This is a genomic window from Vreelandella xerophytica (genome assembly GCF_968048975.1).
Genome location: NZ_OZ309106.1, coordinates 1637361 through 1663531 on the forward strand (window position 1 = coordinate 1637361; position 26171 = coordinate 1663531).

The 26171-nt window shown below is 59.0% G+C and carries 23 protein-coding genes; 16 read left to right on the forward strand and 7 right to left on the reverse strand.

The annotated features are described in order from the left end of the window. Genes ACWF8S_RS07760 through ACWF8S_RS07770 form a run of 3 tightly spaced genes read right to left on the reverse strand, consistent with a single transcriptional unit; the run spans position 1 to position 3266 of the window. Positions 1-1608 carry a carboxyl transferase domain-containing protein gene (locus tag ACWF8S_RS07760; RefSeq protein ID WP_447556283.1) on the reverse strand — a complete coding sequence of 536 codons (1608 nt, stop codon included), beginning with the start codon at positions 1606-1608 and terminating at the stop codon, positions 1-3. Positions 1609-1617: 9 nt separating this feature from the next. Continuing rightward, the gene (locus ACWF8S_RS07765; RefSeq protein ID WP_447556284.1) at positions 1618-2787 is read right to left on the reverse strand and encodes an isovaleryl-CoA dehydrogenase; all 1170 of its coding nucleotides are present in this window, start codon (positions 2785-2787) and stop codon (positions 1618-1620) included. Positions 2788-2846: 59 nt separating this feature from the next. Continuing rightward, complete coding sequence (locus tag ACWF8S_RS07770; RefSeq protein ID WP_447556285.1) at positions 2847-3266, reverse strand: MerR family transcriptional regulator; 420 nt, start codon at positions 3264-3266, stop codon at positions 2847-2849. 360 nt (positions 3267-3626) lie between these two features. Between ACWF8S_RS07770 and ACWF8S_RS07775 the strand changes: the two genes are divergently transcribed. From ACWF8S_RS07775 to ACWF8S_RS07825, 11 genes are all read left to right on the forward strand, one after another. Continuing rightward, complete coding sequence (locus ACWF8S_RS07775) at positions 3627-4427, forward strand: ABC transporter ATP-binding protein (RefSeq protein ID WP_447556286.1); 801 nt, start codon at positions 3627-3629, stop codon at positions 4425-4427. Then, positions 4427-5179, forward strand: coding sequence for an ABC transporter ATP-binding protein (locus tag ACWF8S_RS07780; protein ID WP_447556565.1), 753 nt, complete (start codon positions 4427-4429; stop codon positions 5177-5179). Before ACWF8S_RS07775 ends, ACWF8S_RS07780 begins: the two co-directional genes overlap by 1 nt. Before the next feature lie 75 nt (positions 5180-5254). Next, the gene (locus tag ACWF8S_RS07785; RefSeq protein WP_447556287.1) at positions 5255-6478 is read left to right on the forward strand and encodes an ABC transporter substrate-binding protein; all 1224 of its coding nucleotides are present in this window, start codon (positions 5255-5257) and stop codon (positions 6476-6478) included. Positions 6479-6553: 75 nt separating this feature from the next. Beyond that, positions 6554-7441, forward strand: coding sequence for a branched-chain amino acid ABC transporter permease (locus tag ACWF8S_RS07790; RefSeq protein WP_447556288.1), 888 nt, complete (start codon positions 6554-6556; stop codon positions 7439-7441). Positions 7442-7443: 2 nt separating this feature from the next. Next, positions 7444-8436, forward strand: coding sequence for a branched-chain amino acid ABC transporter permease (locus tag ACWF8S_RS07795; protein WP_447556289.1), 993 nt, complete (start codon positions 7444-7446; stop codon positions 8434-8436). A 210-nt stretch (positions 8437-8646) separates the two neighbouring features. Continuing rightward, the gene (locus tag ACWF8S_RS07800) at positions 8647-9801 is read left to right on the forward strand and encodes an acyl-CoA dehydrogenase family protein (protein WP_447556290.1); all 1155 of its coding nucleotides are present in this window, start codon (positions 8647-8649) and stop codon (positions 9799-9801) included. Between the two features lie 35 nt (positions 9802-9836). Further along, positions 9837-10952 (forward strand): enoyl-CoA hydratase/isomerase family protein, encoded by a 1116-nt coding sequence (locus ACWF8S_RS07805; RefSeq protein WP_447556291.1) that lies wholly within the window; start codon positions 9837-9839, stop codon positions 10950-10952. Between the two features lie 31 nt (positions 10953-10983). Continuing rightward, a complete protein-coding gene (mmsB, locus tag ACWF8S_RS07810) occupies positions 10984-11892 on the forward strand; it encodes a 3-hydroxyisobutyrate dehydrogenase (protein ID WP_447556292.1) in 909 nt (302 codons plus the stop codon). A 112-nt stretch (positions 11893-12004) separates the two neighbouring features. Continuing rightward, positions 12005-12631, forward strand: coding sequence for a glutathione S-transferase family protein (locus ACWF8S_RS07815; protein WP_447556293.1), 627 nt, complete (start codon positions 12005-12007; stop codon positions 12629-12631). A 531-nt stretch (positions 12632-13162) separates the two neighbouring features. After that, entirely contained in the window at positions 13163-15427 is a 2265-nt protein-coding gene (locus tag ACWF8S_RS07820; RefSeq protein WP_447556294.1) for a putative bifunctional diguanylate cyclase/phosphodiesterase, read from the forward strand. A 604-nt stretch (positions 15428-16031) separates the two neighbouring features. Then, positions 16032-16724 carry a hypothetical protein gene (locus tag ACWF8S_RS07825; protein ID WP_447556295.1) on the forward strand — a complete coding sequence of 231 codons (693 nt, stop codon included), beginning with the start codon at positions 16032-16034 and terminating at the stop codon, positions 16722-16724. A 157-nt stretch (positions 16725-16881) separates the two neighbouring features. Here ACWF8S_RS07825 and ACWF8S_RS07830 read toward each other — a convergent pair whose 3' ends face one another. Then, on the reverse strand, positions 16882-18285 hold the full coding sequence (locus tag ACWF8S_RS07830) for a methyl-accepting chemotaxis protein (RefSeq protein ID WP_447556297.1): 1404 nt from the start codon (positions 18283-18285) through the stop codon (positions 16882-16884). Positions 18286-18654: 369 nt separating this feature from the next. On the opposite strand from ACWF8S_RS07830, the gene ACWF8S_RS07835 reads away from it, so the two are divergent. The 5 genes from ACWF8S_RS07835 to ACWF8S_RS07855 are packed head-to-tail and all read left to right on the forward strand — an operon-like array spanning position 18655 to position 23241. Continuing rightward, on the forward strand, positions 18655-19173 hold the full coding sequence (locus ACWF8S_RS07835; RefSeq protein WP_447556298.1) for a UTRA domain-containing protein: 519 nt from the start codon (positions 18655-18657) through the stop codon (positions 19171-19173). Beyond that, complete coding sequence (locus ACWF8S_RS07840) at positions 19170-20186, forward strand: ADP-ribosylglycohydrolase family protein (protein ID WP_447556299.1); 1017 nt, start codon at positions 19170-19172, stop codon at positions 20184-20186. The genes ACWF8S_RS07835 and ACWF8S_RS07840 overlap by 4 nt, the downstream gene beginning before the upstream one ends. A gap of 26 nt (positions 20187-20212) precedes the next feature. Then, entirely contained in the window at positions 20213-21664 is a 1452-nt protein-coding gene (locus ACWF8S_RS07845) for a purine-cytosine permease family protein (protein ID WP_447556300.1), read from the forward strand. After that, positions 21664-22578 carry a PfkB family carbohydrate kinase gene (locus ACWF8S_RS07850; RefSeq protein WP_447556301.1) on the forward strand — a complete coding sequence of 305 codons (915 nt, stop codon included), beginning with the start codon at positions 21664-21666 and terminating at the stop codon, positions 22576-22578. The genes ACWF8S_RS07845 and ACWF8S_RS07850 overlap by 1 nt, the downstream gene beginning before the upstream one ends. Before the next feature lie 39 nt (positions 22579-22617). Next, on the forward strand, positions 22618-23241 hold the full coding sequence (locus ACWF8S_RS07855; protein ID WP_447556302.1) for an NUDIX hydrolase: 624 nt from the start codon (positions 22618-22620) through the stop codon (positions 23239-23241). Positions 23242-23273: 32 nt separating this feature from the next. On the opposite strand, the gene ACWF8S_RS07860 is transcribed toward ACWF8S_RS07855, so the two are convergent. The 3 genes from ACWF8S_RS07860 to kynA are packed head-to-tail and all read right to left on the reverse strand — an operon-like array spanning position 23274 to position 26171. Beyond that, entirely contained in the window at positions 23274-24029 is a 756-nt protein-coding gene (locus ACWF8S_RS07860) for an alpha/beta hydrolase (RefSeq protein ID WP_447556303.1), read from the reverse strand. A gap of 7 nt (positions 24030-24036) precedes the next feature. Continuing rightward, the gene (kynU, locus tag ACWF8S_RS07865; protein ID WP_447556304.1) at positions 24037-25281 is read right to left on the reverse strand and encodes a kynureninase; all 1245 of its coding nucleotides are present in this window, start codon (positions 25279-25281) and stop codon (positions 24037-24039) included. Positions 25282-25337: 56 nt separating this feature from the next. Then, complete coding sequence (gene kynA, locus ACWF8S_RS07870) at positions 25338-26171, reverse strand: tryptophan 2,3-dioxygenase (RefSeq protein WP_447556305.1); 834 nt, start codon at positions 26169-26171, stop codon at positions 25338-25340.

Genomic DNA, 26171 nt, shown 5'->3' on the forward strand with positions numbered 1-26171 from the left:
TCACATCCTGAACACGCCAAAGCGTGTCTCTTCGATCTCTGCATTCATGGCCGCGGCAAGCGACAGCCCCAGGACATCGCGGGTCTGCAACGGGTCGATCACGCCGTCATCCCAGAGCCTTGCACTTGCGTACATCGGGTGGCCCTGGTGCTCGTACTGCTCCCGGGTAGGCTGCTTGAAAGCCTCTTCATCCTCTGCCGACCACGCCCGGCCTTCGCGCTCATGCTGCTCGCGCTTGACCTGGGCCAGCACGCCGGCAGCCTGCTCGCCGCCCATCACGGAAATACGTGCATTGGGCCACATGAACAGCAGGTTGGGATCGTAGGCGCGCCCGCACATGCCGTAGTTGCCAGCACCGAAACTGCCGCCGATCAGCACGGTGAACTTGGGTACCTTGGCGCAGGCCACGGCAGTAACCAGCTTGGCGCCGTGCTTGGCAATGCCTTCGTGCTCGTAGGTTGATCCGACCATGAAGCCGGTGATGTTCTGCAGAAACACCAGCGGAATCTTGCGCTGGGCGCACAGCTCGATAAAGTGCGCCCCCTTCACCGCGCTTTCCGAAAACAGCACGCCGTTGTTGGCCACTATCCCCACCGGGTGGCCGTGAATATGCGCAAAGCCGGTGACCAGGGTATCGCCGTAATAGCGCTTGAATTCGTCAAGATCCGAGCCGTCGACAAGTCGGCCGATCACCTCGCGCACATCAAAGGGCTTCTTGAGGTCTGTACCCACGATGCCGTAAAGCTCGGCAGGGTCGAGCGTGGGTGGCTCCGCGGGCTTCATGGCAAGTCGGCCGCGCTTTTGCCAGTTCAGCCTTGAAACGCAGGCGCGGGCGAGTTGCAGGGCGTGCATGTCGTTTTCCGCATAGTGGTCCGCCACGCCGCTGACCTTGGCGTGCACGTCTGCGCCGCCCAAGGCCTCGGCGCTGATACTCTCGCCGGTGGCGGCTTTTACCAAGGGCGGGCCGCCCAGAAAGATCGTGCCCTGCTCCCGCACGATGATCGACTCGTCCGCCATGGCGGGCACGTAGGCGCCACCGGCGGTGCAGGAACCCATCACCACGGCAATCTGCGGAATGCCTTCGGCGGACATCGTTGCCTGGTTGTAGAAGATGCGTCCGAAGTGGTCGCGGTCCGGGAAGACTTCATCCTGGCGGGGCAGAAAGGCGCCGCCGGAATCGACCAGATAAATGCACGGCAAACGGTGCTTGCGGGCGATCTCCTGGGCGCGCAGGTGTTTTTTCACGGTGAGCGGAAAGTAGGTACCGCCCTTGACCGTGGCGTCGTTGGCGACAATCACGCACTCCACGCCTTTCACCCGGCCGATGCCGGTGATTACGCCCGCCGCAGGTACGTCGCTTTCGTACACCTTGTACGCGGCCAGCGCCGAGAACTCCAGAAAGGGTGCGCCTTCGTCAATCAGATGATCGATGCGGTCGCGCACGAAAAGCTTGCCCCGACTTTCATGGCGTTCGCGGGCGGCCTGGCCGCCGCCCTGGGCGAGGGTGTCGGTCAGCTCATGGAGCTTGCCGACCTCATGTCGCAGGGCGGCCTCGTTGGTCTGAAAAAGCTCGCTGCGCGGATTGATGTGGGTGGTTATGGTACTCATCGCGCCCCCTTACCGACTTTCGCTGAAGAGTTCACGGCCGATCAGCATGCGGCGAATCTCGCTGGTGCCCGCGCCTATCTCGTAAAGTTTGGCATCGCGCAAGAGCCGCCCGGTGGGGTATTCGTTGATATAGCCATTGCCACCGAGCAGCTGAATGGCGTCCAGCGCCACCTGGGTGGCCTTTTCGGCGCAGTAGAGAATCACCCCGGCGGCGTCCTTGCGCGAGGTCTGGTTACGATCGCAGGCGCCCGCCACGGCATACAGATACGCTCGGCAGGCGTTGAGCGTGGTGTACATGTCCGCCACCTTGCCCTGTACTAACTGAAACTCGCCGATGGACTGGTCGAACTGCTTACGCTCGTGAATGTAGGGCACGACCACATCCATGGCCGCCTGCATGATGCCGACCGGCCCGGCGGCCAGTACGGTGCGCTCGTAATCGAGGCCGCTCATCAGAACGCTTACGCCTTTGCCCACCTCGCCCAGCACGTTTTCCGCGGGTACTTCACAATTCTGGAACACCAGCTCGCAGGTGTTGGAGCCGCGCATGCCCAGCTTGTCGAGCTTCTGCGCGGTGGAGAATCCGGGCATGCCCTTTTCGATCAGGAAAGTGGTGATGCCCTTGGAACCCGCCTCCGGATCGGTCTTGGCGTAGACCACCAGCACATCGGCGTCGGGGCCGTTGGTAATCCACATCTTGTTGCCGTTGAGGATGTACGTGTCGCCCCTTTTCTCGGCGCGAAGCTTCATGGAGACGACGTCCGATCCCGCCCCGGGCTCGGACATGGCAAGCGCACCGATATGCTCGCCGCTGATGAGCCCGGGTAGATACTTCTCCTTTTGCTCGGCAGTGGCATTACGCTTGATCTGGTTGACGCACAGATTGGAATGGGCACCAAACGAAAGGGCGACCGAGGCGCTGGCGCGCGATATCTCTTCCATTGCAATACAGTGGGCCAGATAGCCCATTCCACTGCCGCCATCCTCTTGTGACACGGTAATGCCCAGAAGGCCCATGTCGCCGAACTTCTTCCATAATTCATTGGGAAAGGCGTTATCGCGGTCGATCTGTGCCGCGAGCGGGGCAATTTCACTGGCCGCAAAGGCATTGACCTCGCGGCGCAGCATGGTCATGTCCTCGTCCAGGCCGAAATCGAGTTCTGAATAGAGAGAATGCATGGCGATCACCTGAATTGTTGAATTGCTTGTTGAGTAGGTAATGTCGGGTGCCGTTTGTCTTAACCCGAGGCGCTGGCGCGCTCCTCGTCGGCTTGTTTCTGGCTGAGTTCTTCCAGCGCCTGACGGCAGCGAATTTCCGCACTTTCCAGTTCAAGCTGCACCATGGTGATGTCCTTCATCTGTTGCTCGAGTGCCGCCCGGCGCTCGCTGATCTTGCTCAGCATCAGGTGAAGCTGCTTTTCACTGCCGCTTCGGGTCTCGTCCCAAAGCTCGAACAGCTCACGAATCTCGGCAAGCGAAAGGCCCAGGCGCTTGCCGCGCAGAATCAGCTTGAGGCGTACCCGGTCCTTGCTGCTGTAGATGCGCGTTTGCCCGCGGCGGGTAGGGCGGAGCAGCTCCTGGTCTTCATAGAAACGAATGCTGCGGGTGGTCACGTCAAATTCGTTGGCCAGTTCGCTGATCGAGTAGGTTCTGCTCATTATCGAAATTCTCATCCAAAGGGGCTGTTCCCATGGAACACTGCCATTGAGGCTAAAACAAGTTGACGTTAACGTAAAGCAGTCATTGCACGTATATAAACATGAGGGAAGCGAAAGAAACCCATATTTAACAGAATCTTGGCACCTAATTGAGCGCTGACGCCCATATCGATAGACCAAAGTTGTAATTGTAATTATCCACGCGAGGTTGCTAGTTTGAAGCTGCACTTTACGTTCAGGTAAAGATGCACAGCCCGCTAACAAAAATAATTCCCGGGCAGACGCTCGATAACCGATACCTCGCCTTCGTATCAAGCCCGTACCCGATACGACACAAGAACAACAGAGGACTGGCACACCATGAGAACCGCTACTTCACCCGCTTCTGCAGCGGTGCTTGAAACGCGTGGCCTGACCAAGAGCTTTCGCGGCTTCACGGCGGTGGATGACGTCAACCTGAGTGTGCAGGAAGGTCACATCCATGCGCTGATCGGCCCCAACGGCGCCGGCAAGACCACCGTCTTCAACCTGCTCACCAAGTTCCTGCCCCCCACCCGGGGCGAAATCCTGTACCGGGGCAAGCCCATCACCTCGCTCAAGGCCAACCAGATTGCCCGGCTGGGGCTGGTGCGCTCGTTTCAGATCTCCGCGGTATTTCCCCACATGACGGCGCTTGAAAACGTCCGTGTGGCGCTTCAACTACGCTTGGGCACCTCGTTTCACTTCTGGAAATCGGAAAAGTCCCTGGATCACCTGAACGAGCGCGCCATGGCCTTGCTTGACGAGGTGGGCCTGGGCGAGTACGCCGACACCCTGACCGTCGAGATGCCCTACGGGCGCAAGCGGGCGCTGGAAGTGGCCACCACACTTGCACTCGACCCGGTGATGCTGTTGCTCGACGAGCCCACCCAGGGCATGGGCGCGGAAGACGTGGACCGCATCGTGGCGCTGATCAAGCGGGTATCGAAGGGGCGTACGGTACTGATGGTGGAGCACAACCTGAGCGTGGTCAGCCGGCTGTGCGATTGCATCACGGTGCTGGCCCGGGGCGCGGTACTGGCCGAAGGCGGCTACGCCAGCGTGTCGAGCGATCCGCTGGTGCGCGAGGCCTACATGGGCAGCGCCGTGGGCGACGCCGAGAAAGCGAGGACCAGCGCATGATGGATACCACGATGGACGCCGCCCCGGCCGCCGCGCCAACCGCTAAAAGCGCTCGGGAAATGATTCGGGTGAAAGACCTGCACGCCTTCTACGGCGAATCGCACATTCTTCACGGGGTCAATTTCGACGTGAAGCAGGGCGAGCTGGTCACGCTTTTGGGCCGCAACGGTGCCGGGCGAAGCACCACCTTGAAAGCCATGATGAACATGGTGGGGCGGCGTACCGGCTCCATCGTGGTCAGCGGCCAAGAAACCCTTTTCATGAAGCCGCACCATATCCCGCGTCTGGGTATCGGCTACTGCCCCGAGGAGCGCGGTATCTTTGCCAGCCTGGACGTGCACGAAAACCTGTTGCTGCCGCCCACGGTCAGCTCCGGCGGCATGAGTCTTGATGATATCTACGCCATGTTCCCCAATCTTTTCGAGCGGCGTAAAAGCCAGGGCACAAGGCTTTCCGGCGGCGAACAGCAGATGCTGGCCATGGCGCGCATCCTGCGTACCGGGGCGCGCATTCTGCTGCTCGACGAAATCACTGAAGGCCTGGCCCCGGTCATCGTGCAGAAGCTCGGCGAAGTGCTGGTGCAGTTGAAAGCCCGCGGCATGACCATCGTGCTGGTCGAGCAGAACTTCCGGTTTGCCGCTCCTCTGGCCGACCGTCATTTCGTGATGGACCACGGCCAGATCGTCGAGGAAATCAGTGCCGCGGCGCTGCCCGCCCGGCGCGAGCATCTCAACTCGATGCTTGGTGTATGAAGCTCAGCACCCTGTAACGCCACATCACAACAACGTCACATCACAACAACAACGGCCTCAGGCCAGGAGACGAACATGACGTTAATCAAGAAGAGACTCGCTGCAAGCCTCGGTATGGCCGCCGCATCCGCGGTGGTCGCCACTACCGCCCAGGCCGAGATAAGCGATAATGAAGTACGCATCGGGTACCTGGCGGATATGTCCGGCACCTATCGGGATCTTGCCGGCCCCGGCGGGCTGACGGCACTCGAGATGGCGGTGGCGGATTTTGGCGGCAGCGTGAACGGCGCACCCATCGTGGTATTCAGCGCCGATGATCGTAACAGCGCCGACGTGGGCGCCAACACCGTGCGCGAGTGGATCGACCAGCGCAACGTCGACATGGTTGCGGGCCTGGTGGCCTCGTCGGTCACCATCGCGGTGACCAAGGTGCTGGCGGAAAATGACCGCCTGGGTCTGGTGTCCGGCTCCGCGGCATCAAGCGTGACCAACGAGCATTGCACGCCGAATCATATTCATTGGGTATACGATACTTACCCGTTGGCCAACGGCACCGCCAGGGCGGTGGTGGAGCAGGGTGGCGACTCGTGGTTTCTGCTCACCGCGGACTATGCCTTCGGCCACGCGCTGGAAGCGGATGTGACTCGTGTGGTGGAAGACAGCGGCGGCGAAATCGTGGGTGGGGTGCGCCACCCGTTCCCGACCAGTGATTTTTCCTCCTACATTCTTCAGGCCCAGGGGTCCGGCGCGAAGATCGTGGGACTTGCCAACGCCGGGGCGGACACGGTCAATGCGATTACCACTGCCAGCCAGTTCGGCATTACACAATCCGGCCAGCAACTGGCGGGGCTTCTGATCTTTCTCAATGATGTGCACGCCCTGGGCCTGGAGGCCACCCAGAACCTGCTGCTCACCACCGGCTGGTACTGGGACATGGACGAGCAGTCCCGGGAGTGGGCGCAGCGCTATTTTGATGAGGTAGGCCGTATGCCCACCATGGTGCAGGCGGGCATCTACTCCAGCACCATGCACTACCTGAAAGCCGTGGAAGCTGCGGGTACTGATGAAGCCCAGGCCGTGCGCGAGCAGATGGCCTCCGAGCCCATCAACGACTTCTTCGCCCGCAACGGGCGCATCCGTGAAGACGGCCGAATGGTGCACGACATGTACCTGGCCCAGGTGAAAACCCCGGAGGAGTCCACCAGCGAGTGGGACCTTTACGAAATCCTCAGCACCATTCCCGCCGAAGAGGCCTATCGCCCGCTTTCCGAAAGCCAGTGCAGCCTGGTGCAGAACTGAGCCGATAACCGTTGAGCACCTTCGTGGGCAGGCCGTCAAAGCGGCTGCCCAAGAGGGCGGCGAGGAGAGTCGTACATGACGATGATATTCGGTGTGCCCATGGCGGTGTTCATGGGCCAGCTGACGCTGGGGTTGGTGAATGGCGCCTTCTATGCGCTTTTGAGTCTGGGGCTGGCAGTCATATTCGGGCTGTTGAAAATCGTCAATTTCGCCCACGGCGCCCAGTACATGCTGGGAGCCTTTGCCGCGCTTCTCGGCTTTCGCTACCTGGGCATCGACTACTGGCTGGCGCTGATTCTGGTGCCACTGGCGATTGGGGGGCTTGGCATGCTGGTGGAGCGTTTTCTGCTGCGCCGCATCGCCCACCTGGATCACCTTTACGGGCTTTTGCTGACCTTCGGCCTGGCGCTGATTTTCGAAGGCACGCTGATCAATCTGTTCGGGGTTTCCGGGGCGCGCTACACCACCCCCGAAATTCTACAGGGCGGGCTCAATCTGGGGTTCATGTTCCTGCCCACCTACCGGGCCTGGGTGCTGGTGGCAGCGCTTGCCATGTGTCTGTTCACCTGGTTCATGATCGAGCGCACTCGCCTTGGCGCCTACCTGCGTGCGGGTACCGAAAACTCACAGCTGATGCAGGCCTTCGGGGTGAACGTACCGCTGCTGATTACCCTGACCTACGGGTTCGGAGTAGGGCTTGCCGCCTTCGCCGGGGTGCTTGCCGCGCCGCTTTACCCGGTGGCGCCCACCATGGGCTCGAGCCTTTTGATCGTGGTGTTTGCGGTGGTGGTGATTGGCGGCATGGGCTCGATTCTGGGCGCGATTCTCACCGGCCTGGGCATGGGCATCATCGAAGGGCTGACCAAGGTGTACTACCCGGAAGCCGCCAACACGGTGATCTTTCTGGTCATGATTCTGGTTCTCATGCTGCGCCCGGCCGGGCTGTTCGGAAAGGAGGCATAGCCATGCCCGCAACAACCGCACTCAAGGCGCCAACCGCCATGGCCAAGCGCCAGCGCCGGGCAAGCCTTCGTCGCAATGTCTTCTATCTGGCGCTGATCGGGGTGGGGCTGGTGGCGCCGTTTATTGCCTACCCCGTGTTTCTGATGAAGATCCTCTGCTTTGCGCTGCTTGCCTGCGCCTTCAATCTGCTGCTGGGCTACGCGGGGCTTCTATCCTTCGGCCACGCGGCGTTTCTGGCCACCGGCGGCTACGCCACGGGCTATCTGCTGGCAAGCTATCCGGGGCTGACGCCGGAGCTGGGCATTCTGGCCGGTACCCTGATGGCAACGCTTTTAGGCGTGCTGTTCGGCGTGCTCTCCATTCGCCGCCAGGGCATCTATTTTGCCATGGTGACACTGGCGCTGGCGCAACTGATGTTCTTCGTGTTCATCCAGGCGCCGTTTACCGGCGGGGAGGACGGCCTGCACGGTGTGCCCCGGGGAGAGCTGTTCGGGCTGATCAGCCTGCGCAGCAATCTGACGATGTACTACTTCGTTTTCGCGATCTTTCTGCTCGGCTACGCGCTGATTCAGCGCACCGTGCATTCACCCTTCGGCCAGGTGCTGAAAGCCATTCGCGAAAACGAGCCGCGGGCCGTGTCGCTTGGCTACAACGTGGATGCCTACAAGCTGGTGGCCTTCGTGATCTCGGCGGGGCTTGCAGGGCTTGCCGGCGCCACCAAGACCGTGGTGTTCCAGCTGGCCTCCTTGACGGATGCGCACTGGCACATGTCCGGCGAGGTGATCCTGATGACACTGCTGGGCGGGGTGGGCACGCTTCTGGGCCCGTTGGTGGGGGCGTCCCTGGTGGTCAGCCTTCAACATCTGCTGGCGCAGTCGCCACTGGGCAATTGGGTGAGCGTGATTCTGGGCGCGATCTTCGTGGCATGTGTTCTGAGCTTTCGCAGCGGTATCGTCGGCGAGCTGGGTGCGATCTACCGCAGAAACTTCAAATAGAGCGAGCGTTGATATCAGGCGCCTCGGGCGATTTTCACAGGACGTGGCGCTTAGTTCCACGCCTACGCCGAAGGTCGTGGGCCACTGGCGTTGCGCGCCGGCGGTTTAAAATATAAGTTAACGTAAACGTCAATATGCACGTTGCCGGATCAATAACGACAACAAGCGAGGCCAGACGCTACGGCGCTTGAAACTCGCTGGAGACCCGCCATGGATTTTGAACTAAGTGACGACCAGGTCGCCTTTGCTGAAATGGCCAGAGCCTTTGCCCAGAAGGAGCTGGCTCCTCACGCCGCCCGGTGGGACGCCGAGGCCATCTTCCCGGTAGACGTCCTCAAGAAAGCCGGCGAGCTGGGGTTCTGCTCGCTCTACGCCCCGGAAAGCGTGGGCGGTCTGGGGCTGACACGCCTGGATGCCAGCATCATCTTCGAGCAGCTTTCGATGGGATGCACCTCGACCACGGCGTATCTCACCATTCACAACATGGTGACCTGGATGCTCGCGGATTTTGGTAGCCCGCAGGCGGTAGCGCAGTGGGGCGGCCGGCTTGCCACCGGCGAGCTTTTGGGCTCTTACTGTCTGACCGAACCCGGCGCGGGCTCGGATGCCGCATCATTAAAGACCACCGCCAGGCGCGATGGTGATGAGTATGTACTCAACGGCAGCAAGATGTTCATCTCAGGCGCCGGGAGTACCGATTTTCTGGTGGTAATGGCGCGCACCGGCGGTGACGGCGCGGGCGGGGTCTCGGCATTTGCCGTGGATGCCAAGGCCCAAGGGGTCAGCTACGGGCGCAAGGAGGACAAGATGGGCTGGAACAGCCAGCCCACACGCATGGTGACCTTTGAAGACGTACGCGTTCCCGAAAGCCACCTGCTGGGCAACGAAGGCGATGGCTTCAAGATCGCCATGAAAGGCCTCGATGGTGGGCGCATCAATATCGCCACCTGCTCCATCGGTACCGCTCAGCAGGCGATCAACCAGGCCTGTGAGTACATGCAGGAGCGCCAGCAGTTCGGCAAGCGCCTGGCGGAGTTTCAGGCGCTGCAGTTTCGCCTGGCCGACATGGTTACCGAGCTTGTCGCCGCCCGCCAGCTGGTGCGCATGGCCGCCACCAGGCTTGACGCCGGTCATAGAGATGCCACCACCTACTGCGCCATGGCCAAGCGCTTCGCCACGGATGTCGGCTTCAAGGTGTGCGACGAAGCGCTGCAACTTTACGGCGGCAACGGCTATATCAAGGAGTACCCCATGGAGCGTTATGTGCGCGACACCCGGGTACACCGCATTCTGGAAGGCACCAATGAAATCATGCGCCTGATTATTTCCCGCCGGGTGTTGGCCGAAGGTGCGGGCGAGCTATAGTGAAGGTGATTTTTTGACGGAACAAGGATGCTTGAATGAGTAGCGTACTGTTTAACGAGCACGCCACCAACGACGGTCACGCGATCGGCGAGATTGTACTTGATGCCGAACGCTCGCTTAACGCCTTGACGCTCGAGATGATCGAAGCGATACGCCCGCAGCTCGCTGAATGGGAAGAGGCGCCGCGCATCGTTGCCATTCTTCTGACCAGTGCCGGTGAAAAGGCCTTCTGCGCCGGCGGCGATGTGGTCAGCCTGTATAAATCGATCACCGGGGAGAACGACCCCGACTTTCCCGAGCGCTTTTTCACCAACGAGTACCGCCTGGATTACGAACTTCACACCTATCCCAAGCCGATCGTCTGCTGGGGCAGCGGTATCGTGATGGGCGGTGGCATGGGGCTGCTCAGTGCCTGTAGCCACCGCGTGGTGACAGAAACCTCGCGCCTGGCCATGCCCGAGGTCACCATCGGCCTTTATCCGGATGTCGGTGCCAGCTGGTTTCTGAACCGCCTGCCCGTCGGCACCGGGCGCTTTCTGGCCATGACCGGCAGCCCCGTGAACGCGCTGGACGCGGTGCACCTGGGACTTGCTGACCGCTGTATTACCAGCGATCGGTTCGACGCCCTGGTGAGCCTGCTCGTTCAGGCCCGCTGGCAGCAAGACGGCGCCATCGACGCTCACGGCGTCGTCAATCGCACCCTGCGCGAACTGGAGCAGGCCTCTAGAAACGGCTTCGCCGAACTCGATACCCCTGTACTCAACGCAACGCCGCTGATTCGCGAGCTGATGGATCACGACACCACCGAGCAGACCGTGGCCGCCATTCTGGCCGTCGAGGGCGATGACAGCTGGTTCGCCCGTGCCCAGAAGACCCTGGCCCACGGTAGCCCCGTTTCCATCGCGCTGATCGACGAGCAGCTCAAGCGCGCCCGTTACATGTCGCTGGCCGAGGTGTTTCGTTCGGAGCTTGCGCTGTCGGTACAGTGTTGTCGCCACCGGGAGTTTCCCGAGGGCGTGCGCGCCTTGCTGGTAGATAAAGATGCCAACCCCGCCTGGACCTACCCGGACGTTGCCTCGATCGAGCAGTTCTTTATCGACGAGCTGCTGGCCTCGCCCTGGGAGGAGAGTCCGCTCAAGACGCTTAACTGAAAATCCGGTTCATATAACAAGGATAAACATCATGACCACCGTTGCATTTATCGGCCTGGGTAACATGGGCGGCCCCATGGCGGCGAACCTGGCCAAGGCAGGCTTTGAGGTATGTGCGTTCGATTTGAGCGCGCAGGCACTGGATACGGCCAAGTCTCAGGGCTGCGAAGTCGCCGCCTCGGCGGTAAAGGCCGCCCAGAACGCCGATGTCATCATCTCCATGCTGCCCGCCGGCCAGTACGTACGCGGGCTTTTTATGGACGGCGATGCACCGCTTTTCGATGTGATCAAACCTGGTGCACTGGTGATCGACTCCTCCACCATCGATGCCGACACCGCCCGCCGCGTGGCCGCCGCCGGTGCCGAGAAGGGCATCGGCTTTATCGATGCGCCGGTGTCCGGCGGAGTGGGTGGCGCTCAGGCGGGCACGCTGAGCTTCATCGTCGGTGGCAGTGCGGAGCAGTTCGAACAGGCCAAGCCGCTTTTGGAGGTAATGGGCAGGAATATCTTCCACGCCGGAGACCACGGAGCAGGGCAGGTGGCCAAGGCGTGCAACAACATGCTGCTCGCCATCCTGATGGCCGGCACCTGTGAAGCGATCAACATGGGGGTGAAAAACGGCCTCGATCCCGCCGTGCTTTCCGAGATCATGAAGCAAAGTTCCGGCGGCAACTGGGCACTCAATGTTTACAACCCCTACCCGGGCGTGATGGAAAACGCCCCGGCCTCGAACGATTATCAGGGTGGTTTTCTGGTCGACCTTATGATCAAGGATCTGGGGCTTGCCATGGATATCAGCCAGCAAAGCGCCGCCCCGGTACCCATGGGCTCCGCCGCCCGGGCGCTTTTTACCCTGCACAAGGCTCAGGGTCACGGTCGGCAGGATTTCTCCAGCCTGATGACCTTTTATCAGGACAAGCAAATCTCGTCGCGCCAATAACCCATCGGGCGAAGCATCAGCGCGTGGGAGCGCCGGGAATGCCCAACTTGCCACCCGTGCCGAGGAGAGCCACACTTGAGAGTTCGGAAACTTCTCAACGACAAGGATTGCCATGATTACGCTATGGGGCCGCGACAACTCCACCAACGTCAAGAAAGTGCGCTGGGTGCTCGAAGAGCTGGAGCTACCATTCGAGCAGATTGCAGCGGGCCTTCAGCACGGCGTGAACGACACGTCGGCGTACAAGGCCATGAACCCCAATGGCCTGGTGCCGCTTTTAAAGGATGACGCCACCGACAGCGTGCTGTGGGAGTCCAACACCATCGTGCGCTATCTGGCTGCGCAGTACGGGGAGGGCCAGCTCTGGATCACTGAACCTGCCCGGCGTGCCCAGGCGGAAAAGTGGATGGACTGGGCCAACACGCTGCTTTCCCCCCGCCACCGGGTGATGCTGATGGGGTATGTGCGCACCCCGCCGGAAGCCCGCGACCAGGCCAAGCTGGAAGCCGGCACCGAGGCCTGCGAAGAACTGTTCCAGATTCTGGAAGACACGCTGGAAAACCAGGCGTGGCTTTCCGGCGATGAGTTCGGCCTGGCCGATATTGCCGTGGCCCCGTTCGTGTACAACCTCTGGAACTGCGGCCTCACCTGGAACCCCCGCACTCACCTGGAGCGCTGGTATCAGACTCTCACCGAACGTCCCGCGTTCCAGAAAGCCGTGATGATTCCCGTCAGTTAAGGCGCAGCAGGGCCCGAATTGATGCCTCGGGCCCACTCGAAGAACCGGCGGGGTACGCAAGAAGTCACTTCAGAGCACGGAAGACAACATCGCCCGCCTGCAGACCCTGTTAACCGATGCGGGAGGGCGTTTCAGCGCGTGGCATGCCACCCAATAGAGTTTTGCCTCCAAAGCGCCCGCTCCACACACGTTGCGTGTCGTTTATCTTAATCTTTACAAGCGTATCCCCACGTTCGGCATGTACCACTTTATCATCGCCCTTCCTATAAGCGCCTTCAGCAGTAGTGGTTGCCTAATGAAGATAATCAGACCAGACAGTAGCGAGGTGGCTCTTTTTAGAAGAACATGAATCAATTCAATCCATGTTAATGAGATCTTAATCTGTATTAACGCTATATTGCAGGTGTTAACGTATTTTAAAGAATATTTATCATCTAATACTATTTCTGCACGATGAAGGACCAGGATGGTAATATATTGCTCATACTACCCTGATATTTATTAAAAAAACGCTTTCTACAGGCAATCAAAATGGCTTCTGCTGTCAATGAATCTCGTCAAAAGGCTCTAGATTTACTAGTCAAGGCAGCAGCTTACTCGGCAGATTGTCCAAATGGGTTCCTGGTAGGTGGGGCAGAGGCTGATTGGAACCTGTTAGCCAGCTACGGAAGTAAGCCCCAGCTTTCGTTCAATACCTCAACTGAAGAGTGGCTGAAAACAAGCCTGACCAGCAGGCAACCCATCGTCATCAATGACGCATTAGGTCAATCTATTCCCGATTATTTTCATCAGCTACGTAGCCTTGGGCATAAATTTGTCGTTGGCGTGGCGATATGGTGTGAAGAAGCGAAAATAATAGGGGCATTGTTTGTGAGCAGCTCTTCGCCACAGCAGCGATTAAGCACTGCACAGGTGTATGCCTTACAGACGCACGCGGCGCTAATTGGGCAAACTCTTCAGTTACAAGCCGGGTTATTTCTGTCGAAACAAAAAACGTTTCTGGAGCGCCTTCGCTTGCTGGAGTCGGTGGTGGTGAATGCAAAGGACGCGATCCTGATCACAGAGGCAGAGCCCATCGACGATCCAGGCCCCAGGATCGTTTATTGCAATCCGGCTTTTTTAAGCACGACAGGATACACCTCCTCCGAGGTCATCGGGCAGACGCCGCGGATACTTCAATGTGATGACACCAGCCGTGCCACGCTTGATCTCATCCGAAAAGCGCTTTCCCACTGGCAACCCATAGAAGTCGAGCTTCTCAATACTCGCCAAGATGGCAGCCAATTCTGGGTCGAGCTAAGCATTGTTCCCGTTGCCAACGAAAAAGGCTGGTTCACTCATTGGGTTTCCGTGCAGCGGGACATCAGTGAGCGCAAGAAGTCCGAGTATCTAACGTTACAGGCGCTTGCCAATCGAGAAGAAAAGGTTGCACTGGAAAGTCGTTTGGAAGAGCGCGAACGTATTGAAGAAGAGTTGCTGTATGCCGCTTATCATGATGACTTGACGGCGCTGTATAATCGGGCACACCTGATGACGCTTTTGTGGGATATCTTCAGAAGTAGGGGGCACGAACAGGTCCCCGCCGCCACTGTACTTTTTCTGGATCTTGATCGATTTAAATTTGTAAATGACAGCCTGGGACATCGAGCGGGCGATATGCTTCTTGAAGCGGTCGCACGTCGACTGGAAAACTGTATTAGAGAAGACGATGTATTGGCCAGGGCCGGGGGCGATGAGTTTGCAATCCTGCTTGCTGGTGAAAATCAATCGTCCTTGGCAATCGAGCTCGCTCAACGCATTGTCGATCACTTGAGTTTGCCGATCGTCATCGATGGACACGATATCTTTACCTCCTGCAGCATAGGCATCGTGAGCGCAGATCTGACGCATACCTCGCCTGAAGATCTGCTTCGCGATGCAGACATTGCCATGTATGCCGCCAAGAAACAGGGTCGAGGGCGCTGGGCCTTATTTGATGTATCCATGCGTGAAGCGGCTATCGACGCATTGGTCATGCAGAATGCTCTAAAGCAGGCCGTGGCGAATAATGAATTTTCGGTGGTCTATCAGCCCATTTACTGCATCCTCACCGGTGAGATATCCGGTGCAGAAGTGCTGGTAAGATGGTGTCATCCAGCGCTCGGTCAAGTATCTCCAGACCGCTTCATTCCTGTCGCTGAAGATATCGGGGTCATACATGAGCTAGGTTGCTGGGTCATGCAGGAAGGGTGTGCCGAACTCAAACGTTGGAAGGGGGAATTCCCCGAGCTGACATTGCATCTGAACGTGAATGTGTCGGGTGTAGAGCTTCATCGGCCCGGGTATGTTAATCAGATAAAAGAAATTCTTGTTCAGACGGGTATCGACGCCCAGGACCTTCAGGTCGAGATCACTGAATCCATATTCCTTCACCAGCCGGATACCATAGCGCAAGTATTGGAGAGCCTTCGTGAGCTGGGTGTCCGTATAGCGTTGGATGACTTTGGGACCGGGTACAGCGCACTTGGCTACATTGATCGCTATCCCATTGACGCCATCAAGATCGATCAGTCGTTTGTATCCAGAATGATGACATTCCAGCGCAGCGACGCAATCGTCAGAAGTATTCTGTCTCTGGGCCGCGCGTTGAATATCGATATCACCGCAGAGGGCGTTGAAACAGAGCCTCAATTACAACGTTTGAGGGAAATGAAGTGTCCATTTGTTCAAGGTTATTTGCTGAGTCACCCAGTAAATGCTGAAGAAATCGTGGCTCTTTTACAGCTTCAGAAAACCAGGCTGACATCCAATTCATAAACACATAATACGTTACCGGGATATCTGCTTGGCGAGATGCTTTGACGCCTGATCACGAAGTTCATTCAGTGCCCTGATACATCAGTCTGCCTTTTCTTCGATGCTTTGGCGGCTTTCTTCTCTTTGGCCGTCAAAAGGGGTTTTTTGGTGGTTCTTTTACTGTCTTCTCCTTTGCTCATGGTAACTACCTATATTAGTTCGAGAAATGACTCATCAAGCGGTATGAAGACAGCACTGGCTTGCCGGGCCTCGACCCGCACCACCAGCCGGATCTTGAGCACCAGCCGCTTACCAAAAAACAATGCCGATCATTCCAGACCATGACATCGTGTTCGTGCGCAGCGCTGGCTCTCGTGATGATACGGCCGTGAAATTGTTGGCGAGCACGATACAGCACTCGTTTCGGCGATAGCCCGGTGTGCTGCTTGCCTGCTCAGCCGGCCGGACGGCTCACTCAAATGCTTTAGATAGGGATGTTGAAAGACCTTTCCTGGCCCAAACAGAAACTTTCCTTCATATTATCAATGGGCCAGATGACGAGCTACCGATGTATAACCAGGGCAACCATAATGAGCGATAGCACTCAGGCGAGAGGAATGCACCAATGACAGGGACGAATAAACCATTGTCGGCAGGATTTTTGAGCGATTACCGAGTGAAGGTACTCCTGGTTCTCGTGGTGGTTGCAGTGGTCTGGGCCGTGATTGCCCAGTACATCGCAACTTCACGAGGCGACGATATCGACGCACTCGAGTCGAGATTGGCCGAAACGCAGCGTGAGCATCAGCAGATCCAGGCGCAAATGACGGAAGTCGAAGCCGCAGAGCTGGACCTGGCCACCTTGCGACAGCGAACGAACGCTCTTGAAACCAAACAGGCCGAAGCGCAAGCGGCACTGGCATCAACGCGAGCGGACATTGCCCATGCTCGAGAAGATTTGAGCGCGTTACGCGGCGAGCATGAAACCCGTGAAGACGAGATGCAGACCTTCGAGGAGCAGATAAACGACAGCCAAGCCCGTCTCGAGGAACTCGATGAGACCCAGACCGAGTTGGAAAACGAGAGACAAGAGGCCGAAACCGCCCGTGATGACGCCCAGCAGTCACGCCAGGAGGCGCAAGAGGCGCGCGATCAGGCCGAATCAGAGCTCCAAGCGTTAAACGCTGACATCGAAGAGGCCAACAACCAGCGCGATACTGTCCTTGAAGAGGTGAGAGCGTTAGAAAAAACGCGTCAAGCGCTCACCATAGAAATCACGGCGCTGCGTGTGATGCGCAGCGCAGTACCAACGCCTTGACGATTCATACGTCATAGTATTGAATCGCCACCCGAATTGGCATCGTGCTGAACGGCCTCCCCGTTAATGAAACGGGGAGGCCGTCGTTTGAGAGCCGGAAAATTGGCAATCACTTGCTTCATGGCACAGTAACGCCCGTATCAGTCAGCCGACGTTGCTACGACAAGTCGTTGGAAAAACGCTGTACAGCGTCGACGACCTGTTTGGCCCCTTCCTGAATCTCCAGGATCACGCTACCCGCCTGGCTTGCCAGTTCCAGCCCTTGCTCGGCTTCTTCCCGGGTGCTGAATATCTGGCGCATGACGTCATGCGAGAGCGTCTGATTCTTCTCCACTACCCGTGAAATCTCCACGGTGGCTGCGCTGGTACTGGCCGCCAGCTTTCGCACCGCATCGGCCACCACTGCGAACCCACGCCCCTGTTCGCCGGCCCTGGCGGCTTCGATAGCGGCGTTGATTGCCAGCATGTTCGTCTGTATTGCGATACCGCCGATGGTTTGTACGATGGTGTTGATCTGTAGGGACTGTTTGTCCAGCGCTTCTATACTATTAGAAGCCGTCTGCATTTCCGTGGTTATCAAGCGCATGGTTTCGACCGTCTGCTGGATCACGGTCGCCCCTCTATCGGCGCTTTCATCCGTTTGTTGTGATACCTCAAACGCGAGGTTTGCGCCTTCGCGAACCTGAGCTTCCCGCGCTACCTGGTCGGTGATGACGCTGGCAAACTTTACGACCTTGCAAAGGTGACCTTCGGCGTTGTAGACAGGATTATAGGTGGCCCTCAACCAAACTTCGGCCCCCTGGCTGTCGATCCGCTTGAAACGGTCCGCAACATACTCTCCGCTGTTGAGCTTTAGCCAAAAAGCCGTGTATTCGGGCGACTCCACCTCCTCGGGGGTACAGAATATGCGGTGGTGCTTGCCGGTTATCTGTTCAAGCCGGTACCCCATGGCCTGCAGAAACTGCTCGTTTGCAGTGATGATAGTGCCATCAAGCTTGAACTGGATAACCGCGGTGGAGCGAATCAGCGCGGCAATGAACGACTCGCTCTCTTTTGCGCCTTCCACCTTTTGGGTGACGTCGCGGCCATAGCCCTGGACGTACGCGAGCTTACCGCCCGCACCGCGCACCGGTAGCCAGTCGACATTTAGCCAGGCCAGGGTGCCATCGGCACGCAAGTAGCGGTAGTTGTCGTTGACGGGCGCGAACGTTGTGATGGCTTTTTTTAAGGCCTGGAAGCAGGGCAGCCTGGTGACGTAGGGCGGTACGATTTCTTCCATGGATCGTCCCAAAAGCTGCTCTCGCTGGTAGCCGAGGGCATCAGCAAAACCCTGGTTTAGCGTAGAGATAGACAGGTCGGCGTCCAGTGTAATGGACAGCATACCCCGTTCCATCTGATCATGCAGTTGGCGAAGCGCCGACAATCCTCCAGATGGATGTTTGGATTTTTTCTTGAGGCGGAGATTAAACATTGGGAAACTCCAATCGACGATAACAGTAGCTATCGGCAAGCCGAACCGGCTCTTGAGTGCCTTTGTTTTAAAAATGGTCGAGTGGCTCAAGGGACAAAGGCTGGTGATTGGCCGCGTCAAAACTTAGAAACAGGATTTCGCCTGACTGATAGCCGGTACTCGAGCTAGAAGGCATATAATCGTGCCTGTATCAGACCAATAAAGCCCGTGAATGGAGCAGGCGGACGATACAGGCGCGGTGACCGGGAGCGGGGTAGAGGTGTTTACTCTTGGCGAGGAAAAGCGCCTTCAGCGCGAACAAGAAGATGCTTCTTCGGGCAGACAGTAGAAAGAATGGAATCGGCTAGATCGTGATTATTCGTCACCTGTAGCGATCTTTCAGCACGATGAGCGGGTATCGAGTCACAATATGGGTATTGTGGCGAAGGCGTTGATGTACAAGAATGTACATGATGAAACATGTACAGTTTGGTAAAAAGCAGCGCGTCATCGATGAGCTCGGGCGTCGCATTCGTAGCGGGGAATGGTCCTGGGGCCGACAGCTCCCGGGCGAGCATTGTAACCGAAATCTTGAGTATTCAATGCGTTCACGACGATGCTTTGAAAGCTCGTGTCGATTGTGAGCATTTCGTTGAAATAGTGCGTCGTCGGCGTCTGGGTGACGGTGAGGTGGTATCCCTCGAACGCTCCCTGCTACCGGCACGCGACGGGCTCGAGAAACTCCCGGAACGCGGCCTCATTGGTGACTCCATTACCGATACCCTCGCGGCTTACAAGCGAATGGCCGCCCGTGGTGAGCAGTGGTTGAGCCTGGCCAGTCTCGACGAACATCAAGCTCATCAGTTCGATAGCCCGATCGGTACCTTCCTCATGAAATCGGTCCGCCTGACGTTCGATGCCGAAGACCGCTTCTTCGAACACGTGACGAGTTTGCTGGACCCTTCCCACTTTCACTTCCATTTGGCTTTTGACTCATGACCCACTTTCTAGCGGATACGGATCTCCGAGCGCGTGCCCTCGGCGCTTTTCAAGGGCTGGCCCTGGGTGATGCCCTGGGAATGCCGACCCAATCCTTCAGTCGCGACGAGATCCTCGCGCGCTTTGGCAGAATCAAGACCCTCTTTGATGGGCCCGCTGATCAACCCATTGCCCCCGGTATGCCCGCCGGTTCGATCACTGACGATACCGAGCAGGCCGTATTGGTCGCCAGGTTACTGATCGAGGGCAAGGGCCACATCGAGCCTCTCGCCTTTGCCCAGGCACTAATGGCGTGGGAGGCGGATATGAAAGCACGGGGGTCCAGGGATCTGCTGGGGCCTTCGACCAATCGGGCGCTGGCCATGATTGCCGAAGGCGTCGGGCCCGAGGAGAGCGGTCGGTTCGGCACGACCAACGGAGCGGCCATGCGGATCACTCCGGTGGCCATCGCCTTTTCCACGAAGCCCCGTGACTCGTTTCTCCAGGCCATCATCGAGGCCAGCTGTGTCACACATAACACCTCGTTGGGGATCGCCAGCGCCGCTGCGGTGGCAGGGGCGATCTCGGCCGCCATAGAGGGGGCAACGCTTGATGACGCATTGACGTTTGGCTACCAGATGGCCGTGCTGGGCGAGAAAAGCGGCCACTGGAACGCGGGGGGCTTGATTTCGGCACGCATTGAGTGGGCGCGGCAACTGGTACGTGGATGTGATAAAGACGCGGGCTTTGACTTGATCCATGACCTGATCGGCACGTCGGTAGCGTCTCAGGAATCGGTCGTGGCCACGTTTGCCCTGGCAGAGCTGGCCGGAGACGACCCGCTTTCGGCGCTCACTCTGGCCGCGAGTATCGGTGGCGATACTGACACCATCGCGGCCATGCTGGGCGCCATATTAGGGGCCTGTCATGGCCCTGAACGCCTACCCACCGATATGGTGGCGCAGGTGGCCCGGGTGAGCCACTTCGCCCCCGAGGACATCGTCGATCAACTGCTGGCGTTACGTCAGCGGTAAGCATTCATCAGTTCAAGGTAATAACAATGACCACCAATGAAGCATCCGCTTCCAAAGCGGTACAACTCGAAAAAAGGGGAATCGAGCCAGCCCCGGAGGAAGAATGTCATGGTCACCCGTTAGAGCTTTTCTGGGTCTGGTTTGCCGCCAACATCAGCATTCTGGGGCTACCGCTGGGGGCCACACTGGTGGTGTATCAACAGCTTGCGATTTGGCAAGTGATACTCGTCGCCCTGGTCGGTGCCGGCGGCTCCTTTGCGGTCGTCGGCCTGGTGTCGATAGCCGGTCGACGAGGGCGCGCACCTAGCTTGACGCTTTCCCGGGCGATTTTCGGCGTTCACGGAAATGTCGGCCCGACGCTTGTTTCGCTAATGTCGCGACTCGGCTGGGAGACGGTCAACACCACGACCGCCACCTACGCGATGTTATCGCTGTCGATGATTCTGTTCGGCACCGTCCCTGCCGCAGGTGACGTGCCGATACTGACGCTGGTATTCATCGCCTTTTTCGTCATCTGTACGCTGCTCGTTTCGGGCCTGGGCCATGCCGCTTTGCTGGTTATTCAGAAATGGGCGACCTGGGGGTTTGGCGCGCTCAATATACTGGTCGCGCTGTTTCTGATGTTCACGATCGACTGGCAGGCGGTCGTTGATACACCCCCCGCGCCGCTGAGCGCCGTTCTGATTGGTATTGGTACCATTGCAGCCGGTACCGGTATCGGTTGGGCGAACGCCGGTGCCGACATGTCACGCTACCAGCATGGTCGCGTCAAAGGCTGGCAATTGGTACTGTCCGCCGCGGCGGGTGCGGGCATCCCCTTGACCCTGCTGATCACCCTGGGCGGCTTGATTTCCGCGGGTGACGGTCATCTGGCATCAGCCAACGACCCGATTGCCGCGATTCGGGGCATGTTGCCCGACTGGATGGCGGTGCCTTACCTGTTGGCCGCCTTTGGCGGGCTACTGTTGTCCAATAACCTGTCGGTCTATTCGGCGGGCCTTACCACGCTTACCCTGGGGCTGCGCCTCAAGCGGGTGTATGCGGTTGTCGTGGATATCGTGGTGATCTTCGCAGGCTCTATCTATTTCATGTTGATCGCGGGTAATTTCTACGGCCCGTTCATTTCCTTCATCAGTCTGCTGGCGGTGCCGATCACGGCATGGGTGGGGATCTTTTTGGTGGATCTGATCCATAGACAGCATTACTCCGGACCAGATCTGCTCAATGTAAGCCCTTCGAGCGCCTACTGGTATCGCGGTGGTGTCGAGTGGCGGGCCTTGTCCAGCTGGGCCGTGGCCATCGTGCTGGGTTTTTGTTTCACCACGATAGGCATAAGTGGTGATGTGTGGTTCACCGGCGTGCTGGCCGATAGCTGGCTTGGCCGCAACGGTCTGGGCTGGATTGCCACCTTCGTCGTGGCCGCCGGCAGCTATAGCCTGATGGGGGGCGCCCGTCATACCCGGCGTCAGGGGGTGTAATGAGTCATCCACGTTTGATCCATACCGGCCAGGTGATCGTCGATCTGGTGATGCCGATCGATCGGCTGCCTGCTCCTGGCGGCGACACGCTGGCCAAAGCGGCCACGTTCGAAGTCGGCGGCGGTTTCAATGTCATGGCCGCCGCGCGCCGTGATGGCATGAAGGTCGTCTATACAGGCGGGCATGGCCAAGGGCGGTTTGGTGATATGGCCCGGGCGGCCATGGCCCGGGAAAACATCGAGTGCGTGGCCCTCGTTGATGAGTCGTTGGATACGGGGTTCTGCGTCGCCCTTATCGATGAAGCGGCCGAGCGTACGTTTATCACTCATATCGGTGCAGAAGTCCGCAATCGAGAAGCACTTGCTCGGGTTACCCCCGGGCCCAGCGACTATGTGCTCGTGAGCGGCTACACGTTATCCCATGAGGCGCCCGCCAAAGAGCTGACGGAGTGGCTTTGCGGGCTTGCCGATCAGGTGTCGGTGGTGTTCGACCCCGGTCCACTGGTCAAGGCGCTTTCCCCCGAACGCTTGAGCAAGATCTTGAAGCGTACCACGCTAATGACCTGCAATGCTGGGGAGGCATGCGCATTAACCGGTACCGCTAGGCTGGAGGAAGCCCTGGAGGAGCTACCGTTTAAAACCGGCGCATCGTTGGTGGTGGTTCGCGATGGGCCCGGGGGCTGTCATTTACTGACTCAGGGGTGTCGTCGTCACGTAGCGGGCTTTCCTGCGAAGGCTATCGACACCAACGGGGCGGGGGATGCCCACACCGGCGTGCTGGTAGCGGCTTTGAGCCGAGGGCTGACGCCCGAAGAAGCGGCACTACGCGCCAACGCCGCCGCCGCGCTGGCGGTCAGTCGTTTCGGCCCGGCGACGGCGCCCTTGGGTCAAGAGATCGACGATTTTATCCGTTAGAATGGCCCCCGACGACCCGCACGCAGACAAGGATGAATGATGACCCACGACTGGCTCGCCTTTGCCAAATCGCTTCGCTCCATCGCCCAGACCGGGCAGACCTACACCACCAACAAGTACGAACTGGAGCGCTACCGTCAGCTCGAGTCGCTGACCAACCAGATGTTCGCGGTGCTGGGCGATGTACCCATCGAGAAGATCGAAAACCTGATCATCCCCGATAAAGGCTACGCCACACCCAAGGTGGACGTGCGCGGGGCGGTGTTCGATGGCGAGGGTCGGGTACTGCTGGTGCGCGAGATCAAGGATGGCCTCTGGACGCTGCCCGGCGGTTGGGCGGATGTCAACGAAGGCCCGAGCGAGGGCGTACTGAAGGAAATCTTCGAGGAGTCCGGCCACCGGGCCAGTCACCCGCGCCTGGCGATGCTGAAGGATCGAAGCCTGCACCCTTACGCCTACTACTCGCCGGATCACATCTACAAGCTCTTTTACGTGTGTACGCTCGAGGGCGGCGCGTTCGTGCCCAACAATGAAACTGACGCGGCGGATTTCTTTGCCCTCGATGATCTGCCGCCGCTCTCGGAAGGGCGCACGCTGCCCATCGATATTCACGAATGCTGGGCATTTGCGCAATCCGGCGCCAAAGGCATCTACAGCGATTGACGCCAGTCATCGATGTTGAAGACGCTATATCGCTACAGCCTATCCAGTACGTCGAAGTGATCGCACCCTGGAAAATCCACCCGGTCGACCGGCACATTGGCATCAAGCAGGGCGGCCACGAAATCCTTGGCCTGCTGGTGAAAGGTGGGCGGGTCATTCTCGGCGATCATCACCTGACAGCGCGGCAGGCCATTCAGGCGGCCAAACTGCGGGCTGAGCGCGCGTGCGCGGGCGTGATTCAGGTTCAACGGTGCGTTGACATAGGTATCCACCAGCGGGGTCAGGTCATATACGCCGCTGACCAGCACCAGCTTGTCGATGGGCACCTCGCCGCGGGCGGCGACCCAGTACGCCAGTTGCGCACCGGCACTGTGCCCGCCCAGATGGATCGTCCATGCGCCGCCGCGCAGTGCCAGGGCGTACCAGGCTGCCTCGAGACCCTGCTGGCACTGCTCGATCATGGTCTCGATCGAGGTGTCCGGGGCCAGGCCGTACTCGAGCGAAGCGAAGGCCATGCCGCGGGCCATGTAGCGTTCGGCTAGAAAGTCCGTGGCGGTGTGATCCAGCGCTTGCCAGTAGCCGCCGTGGATGAATACCATCAGCGGCCAGGGACCTTCACCGTCGGGAATGAACAGATTGAAACCCGCCGGATCGCCTGCGTTAACCGACACCGGCGCATGGCGTACAGCCAGCGTGCGCCCGGCTTCATTCTGGCGAGCGAGCGTGGCTTCATGATCCCGCGCGAAGCGGCTGGGCGAGTAAGCGATATCCTGGGGCGTTTCACTCATGGGGGGCTCAGGTCACCGCGCCGCGCACGTGAAACTGCGGCTCTTGATATTCACCGCTTTCCACCACCTCACGAAAGTGTCGGGCGGCCTGCCATACATCCTCGAAACTGAGATAAAGCGGGGTGAAGCCAAAGCGCATCAGCCCGGGTTCTCGGTAGTCGCCAATCACGCCGCGGGCGATCAGCGCCTGCACGATGGCGTAGCCGTTTTCATTATCGATCAGCGAGACCTGGCTGCCGCGCTCGGCGGCTTCGGGGGTGATGTCCTCGATGCCGCGGGCCTTGAACACATCCGCCAGGCACGCCCGGAAAAGATCCGTCAAGGCCAGGCTCTTCTCGCGCAGGGCCTGCATATCGACTTCCGCCCACAGGCCAAGCGAGGCTTCAAGCGCGGAGTAGGCCAGCGCTGAGTGGGTGCCGGTGCGAAAGCGCGAGATGTCCCCGGCGGGGGCGTAATCCATGTCAAAGGCGAAGGGCGCGGCGTGACCGTGCCAGCCGGAAAGCGGTTGCCAGCCGCCGTCCTGAACGCTTTGGTGAACGTACAGAAATCCCGGCGCTCCGGGACCGCCGTTCAAGTACTTGTAGGTGCAGCCCACGGCGAAGCGCGCACCGCTTTCATTCAGACGAACCGGCAGCGCCCCCGCGGAATGGGCCAGATCCCAGATGACCTCGGCGCCGTGCGCATGAATGAGCTTAGTCGTGGCGGCCATATCGCAAAGCCTGCCGGTGCGGTAGTTCGCCTGGCTGAGCACCACCACCGCCACGCCGTCCAGGTGCTCGGCGAGATTCGCGCCTTCGGGTAGAAAACGGTGCTCAAGGCCGCTCACCTGGCAAAACCCCTGAGCGATGTAGCCATCCGCGGGAAAGTTGCCGTCTTCGGAAAGCACCGCCCGGCGCTCGGCCGGGGCTTGCCTTGTAATGTAGCCCAGCAGCTTGAAGATGTTCAGGGTGATGTTATCGGTCACGAGCACCTCGCCCTGGCTTGCGCCTATCACCGGGGCCAGTAAATGGCCCAGGCGCTCCGGGGCGTCGAACCAGCCCTGGTTCCAGCCCTTGATCAGCTCGACGCGCCATTGGTCCAGCGTGTCGTCCACCGCCCGTTTCGCGGCTACCGGCTGGGCGCCCAGGGAGTTGCCGTCAAGATAAAGCATGCCTTCGGACAGGGTGAAGCGGGTCTTGAAACAGGCCAGGGGGTCCTGCTGGTCGCGTTGTTGCACACCTTGAAGGGTTACACCGTTTAAACTGTCACTCATCTCGAACCTCCAGAAAATCGAATACCGTTCTGTCAAGCGGGCGACTACGAGCGCCGTCAAATGGTCGTTCTGACACTCCAAAGCTCCGGGAAGAACTGCAGGTCCAGCGCCTTGACCAGGTAATTGACACCCGCGGTACCGCCGGTGCCGCGCCGGTACCCGATGATGCGCTCCACGGTTTTCATGTGGTTGAACCGCCACCGCTGGAAATTGAACTCCACGTCCACCAGTTTCTCGGCAAGCTCATAAAGGTCCCAGTGCTTGTCGCTGTTGCGGTAGATCTCGGTCCAGATCTCTTCTATTTCCTTACTGGCGGTATAGGGAACGCTCCAGTCGCGGTCGATCTTCTCGGCGGGGACGGCAAAGCCGCGGCGGGCCAGCAGCTGCAGCACCACATCGTAGAGGCTGGGGGCGTCAAGCGCTTCCTGAAGCTTCTGATAGTGCTTGGGCCTGGCGCGGTGCGCCTCGATCATTCTGGCGTTCTTGTTACCCAGCAGGAATTCGATTTCACGGTACTGGTAAGACTGAAACCCCGAGCTTTGGCCCAGGCTGTCGCGAAAGCTGGCGTAATCGGCAGGCGTCATGGTCACCAGTACTTCCCAGGCCTTGATCAACTGTTCCTGAATCCGGGCCACCCGGCTGAGCATCTTGAATGCCGGGGAAAGGTTGTCCTGCTGAATATGAGCGGCGGCCCCATGGGCTTCGTGCAGACAAAGCTTGATCCAGAGCTCCGAGACCTGGTGGATGACGATGAATAGAAGCTCATCGTGCTCCTCGGATGCCGGATTCTGGCAGGCAAGCAGCGGCTCCAGGTCCAGGTACTGGCCGTAGCTCAGATCCTGGTCCCAGTGAATGGCTTCGTTATCGACGGTATTATCGGGAGTCGTCAT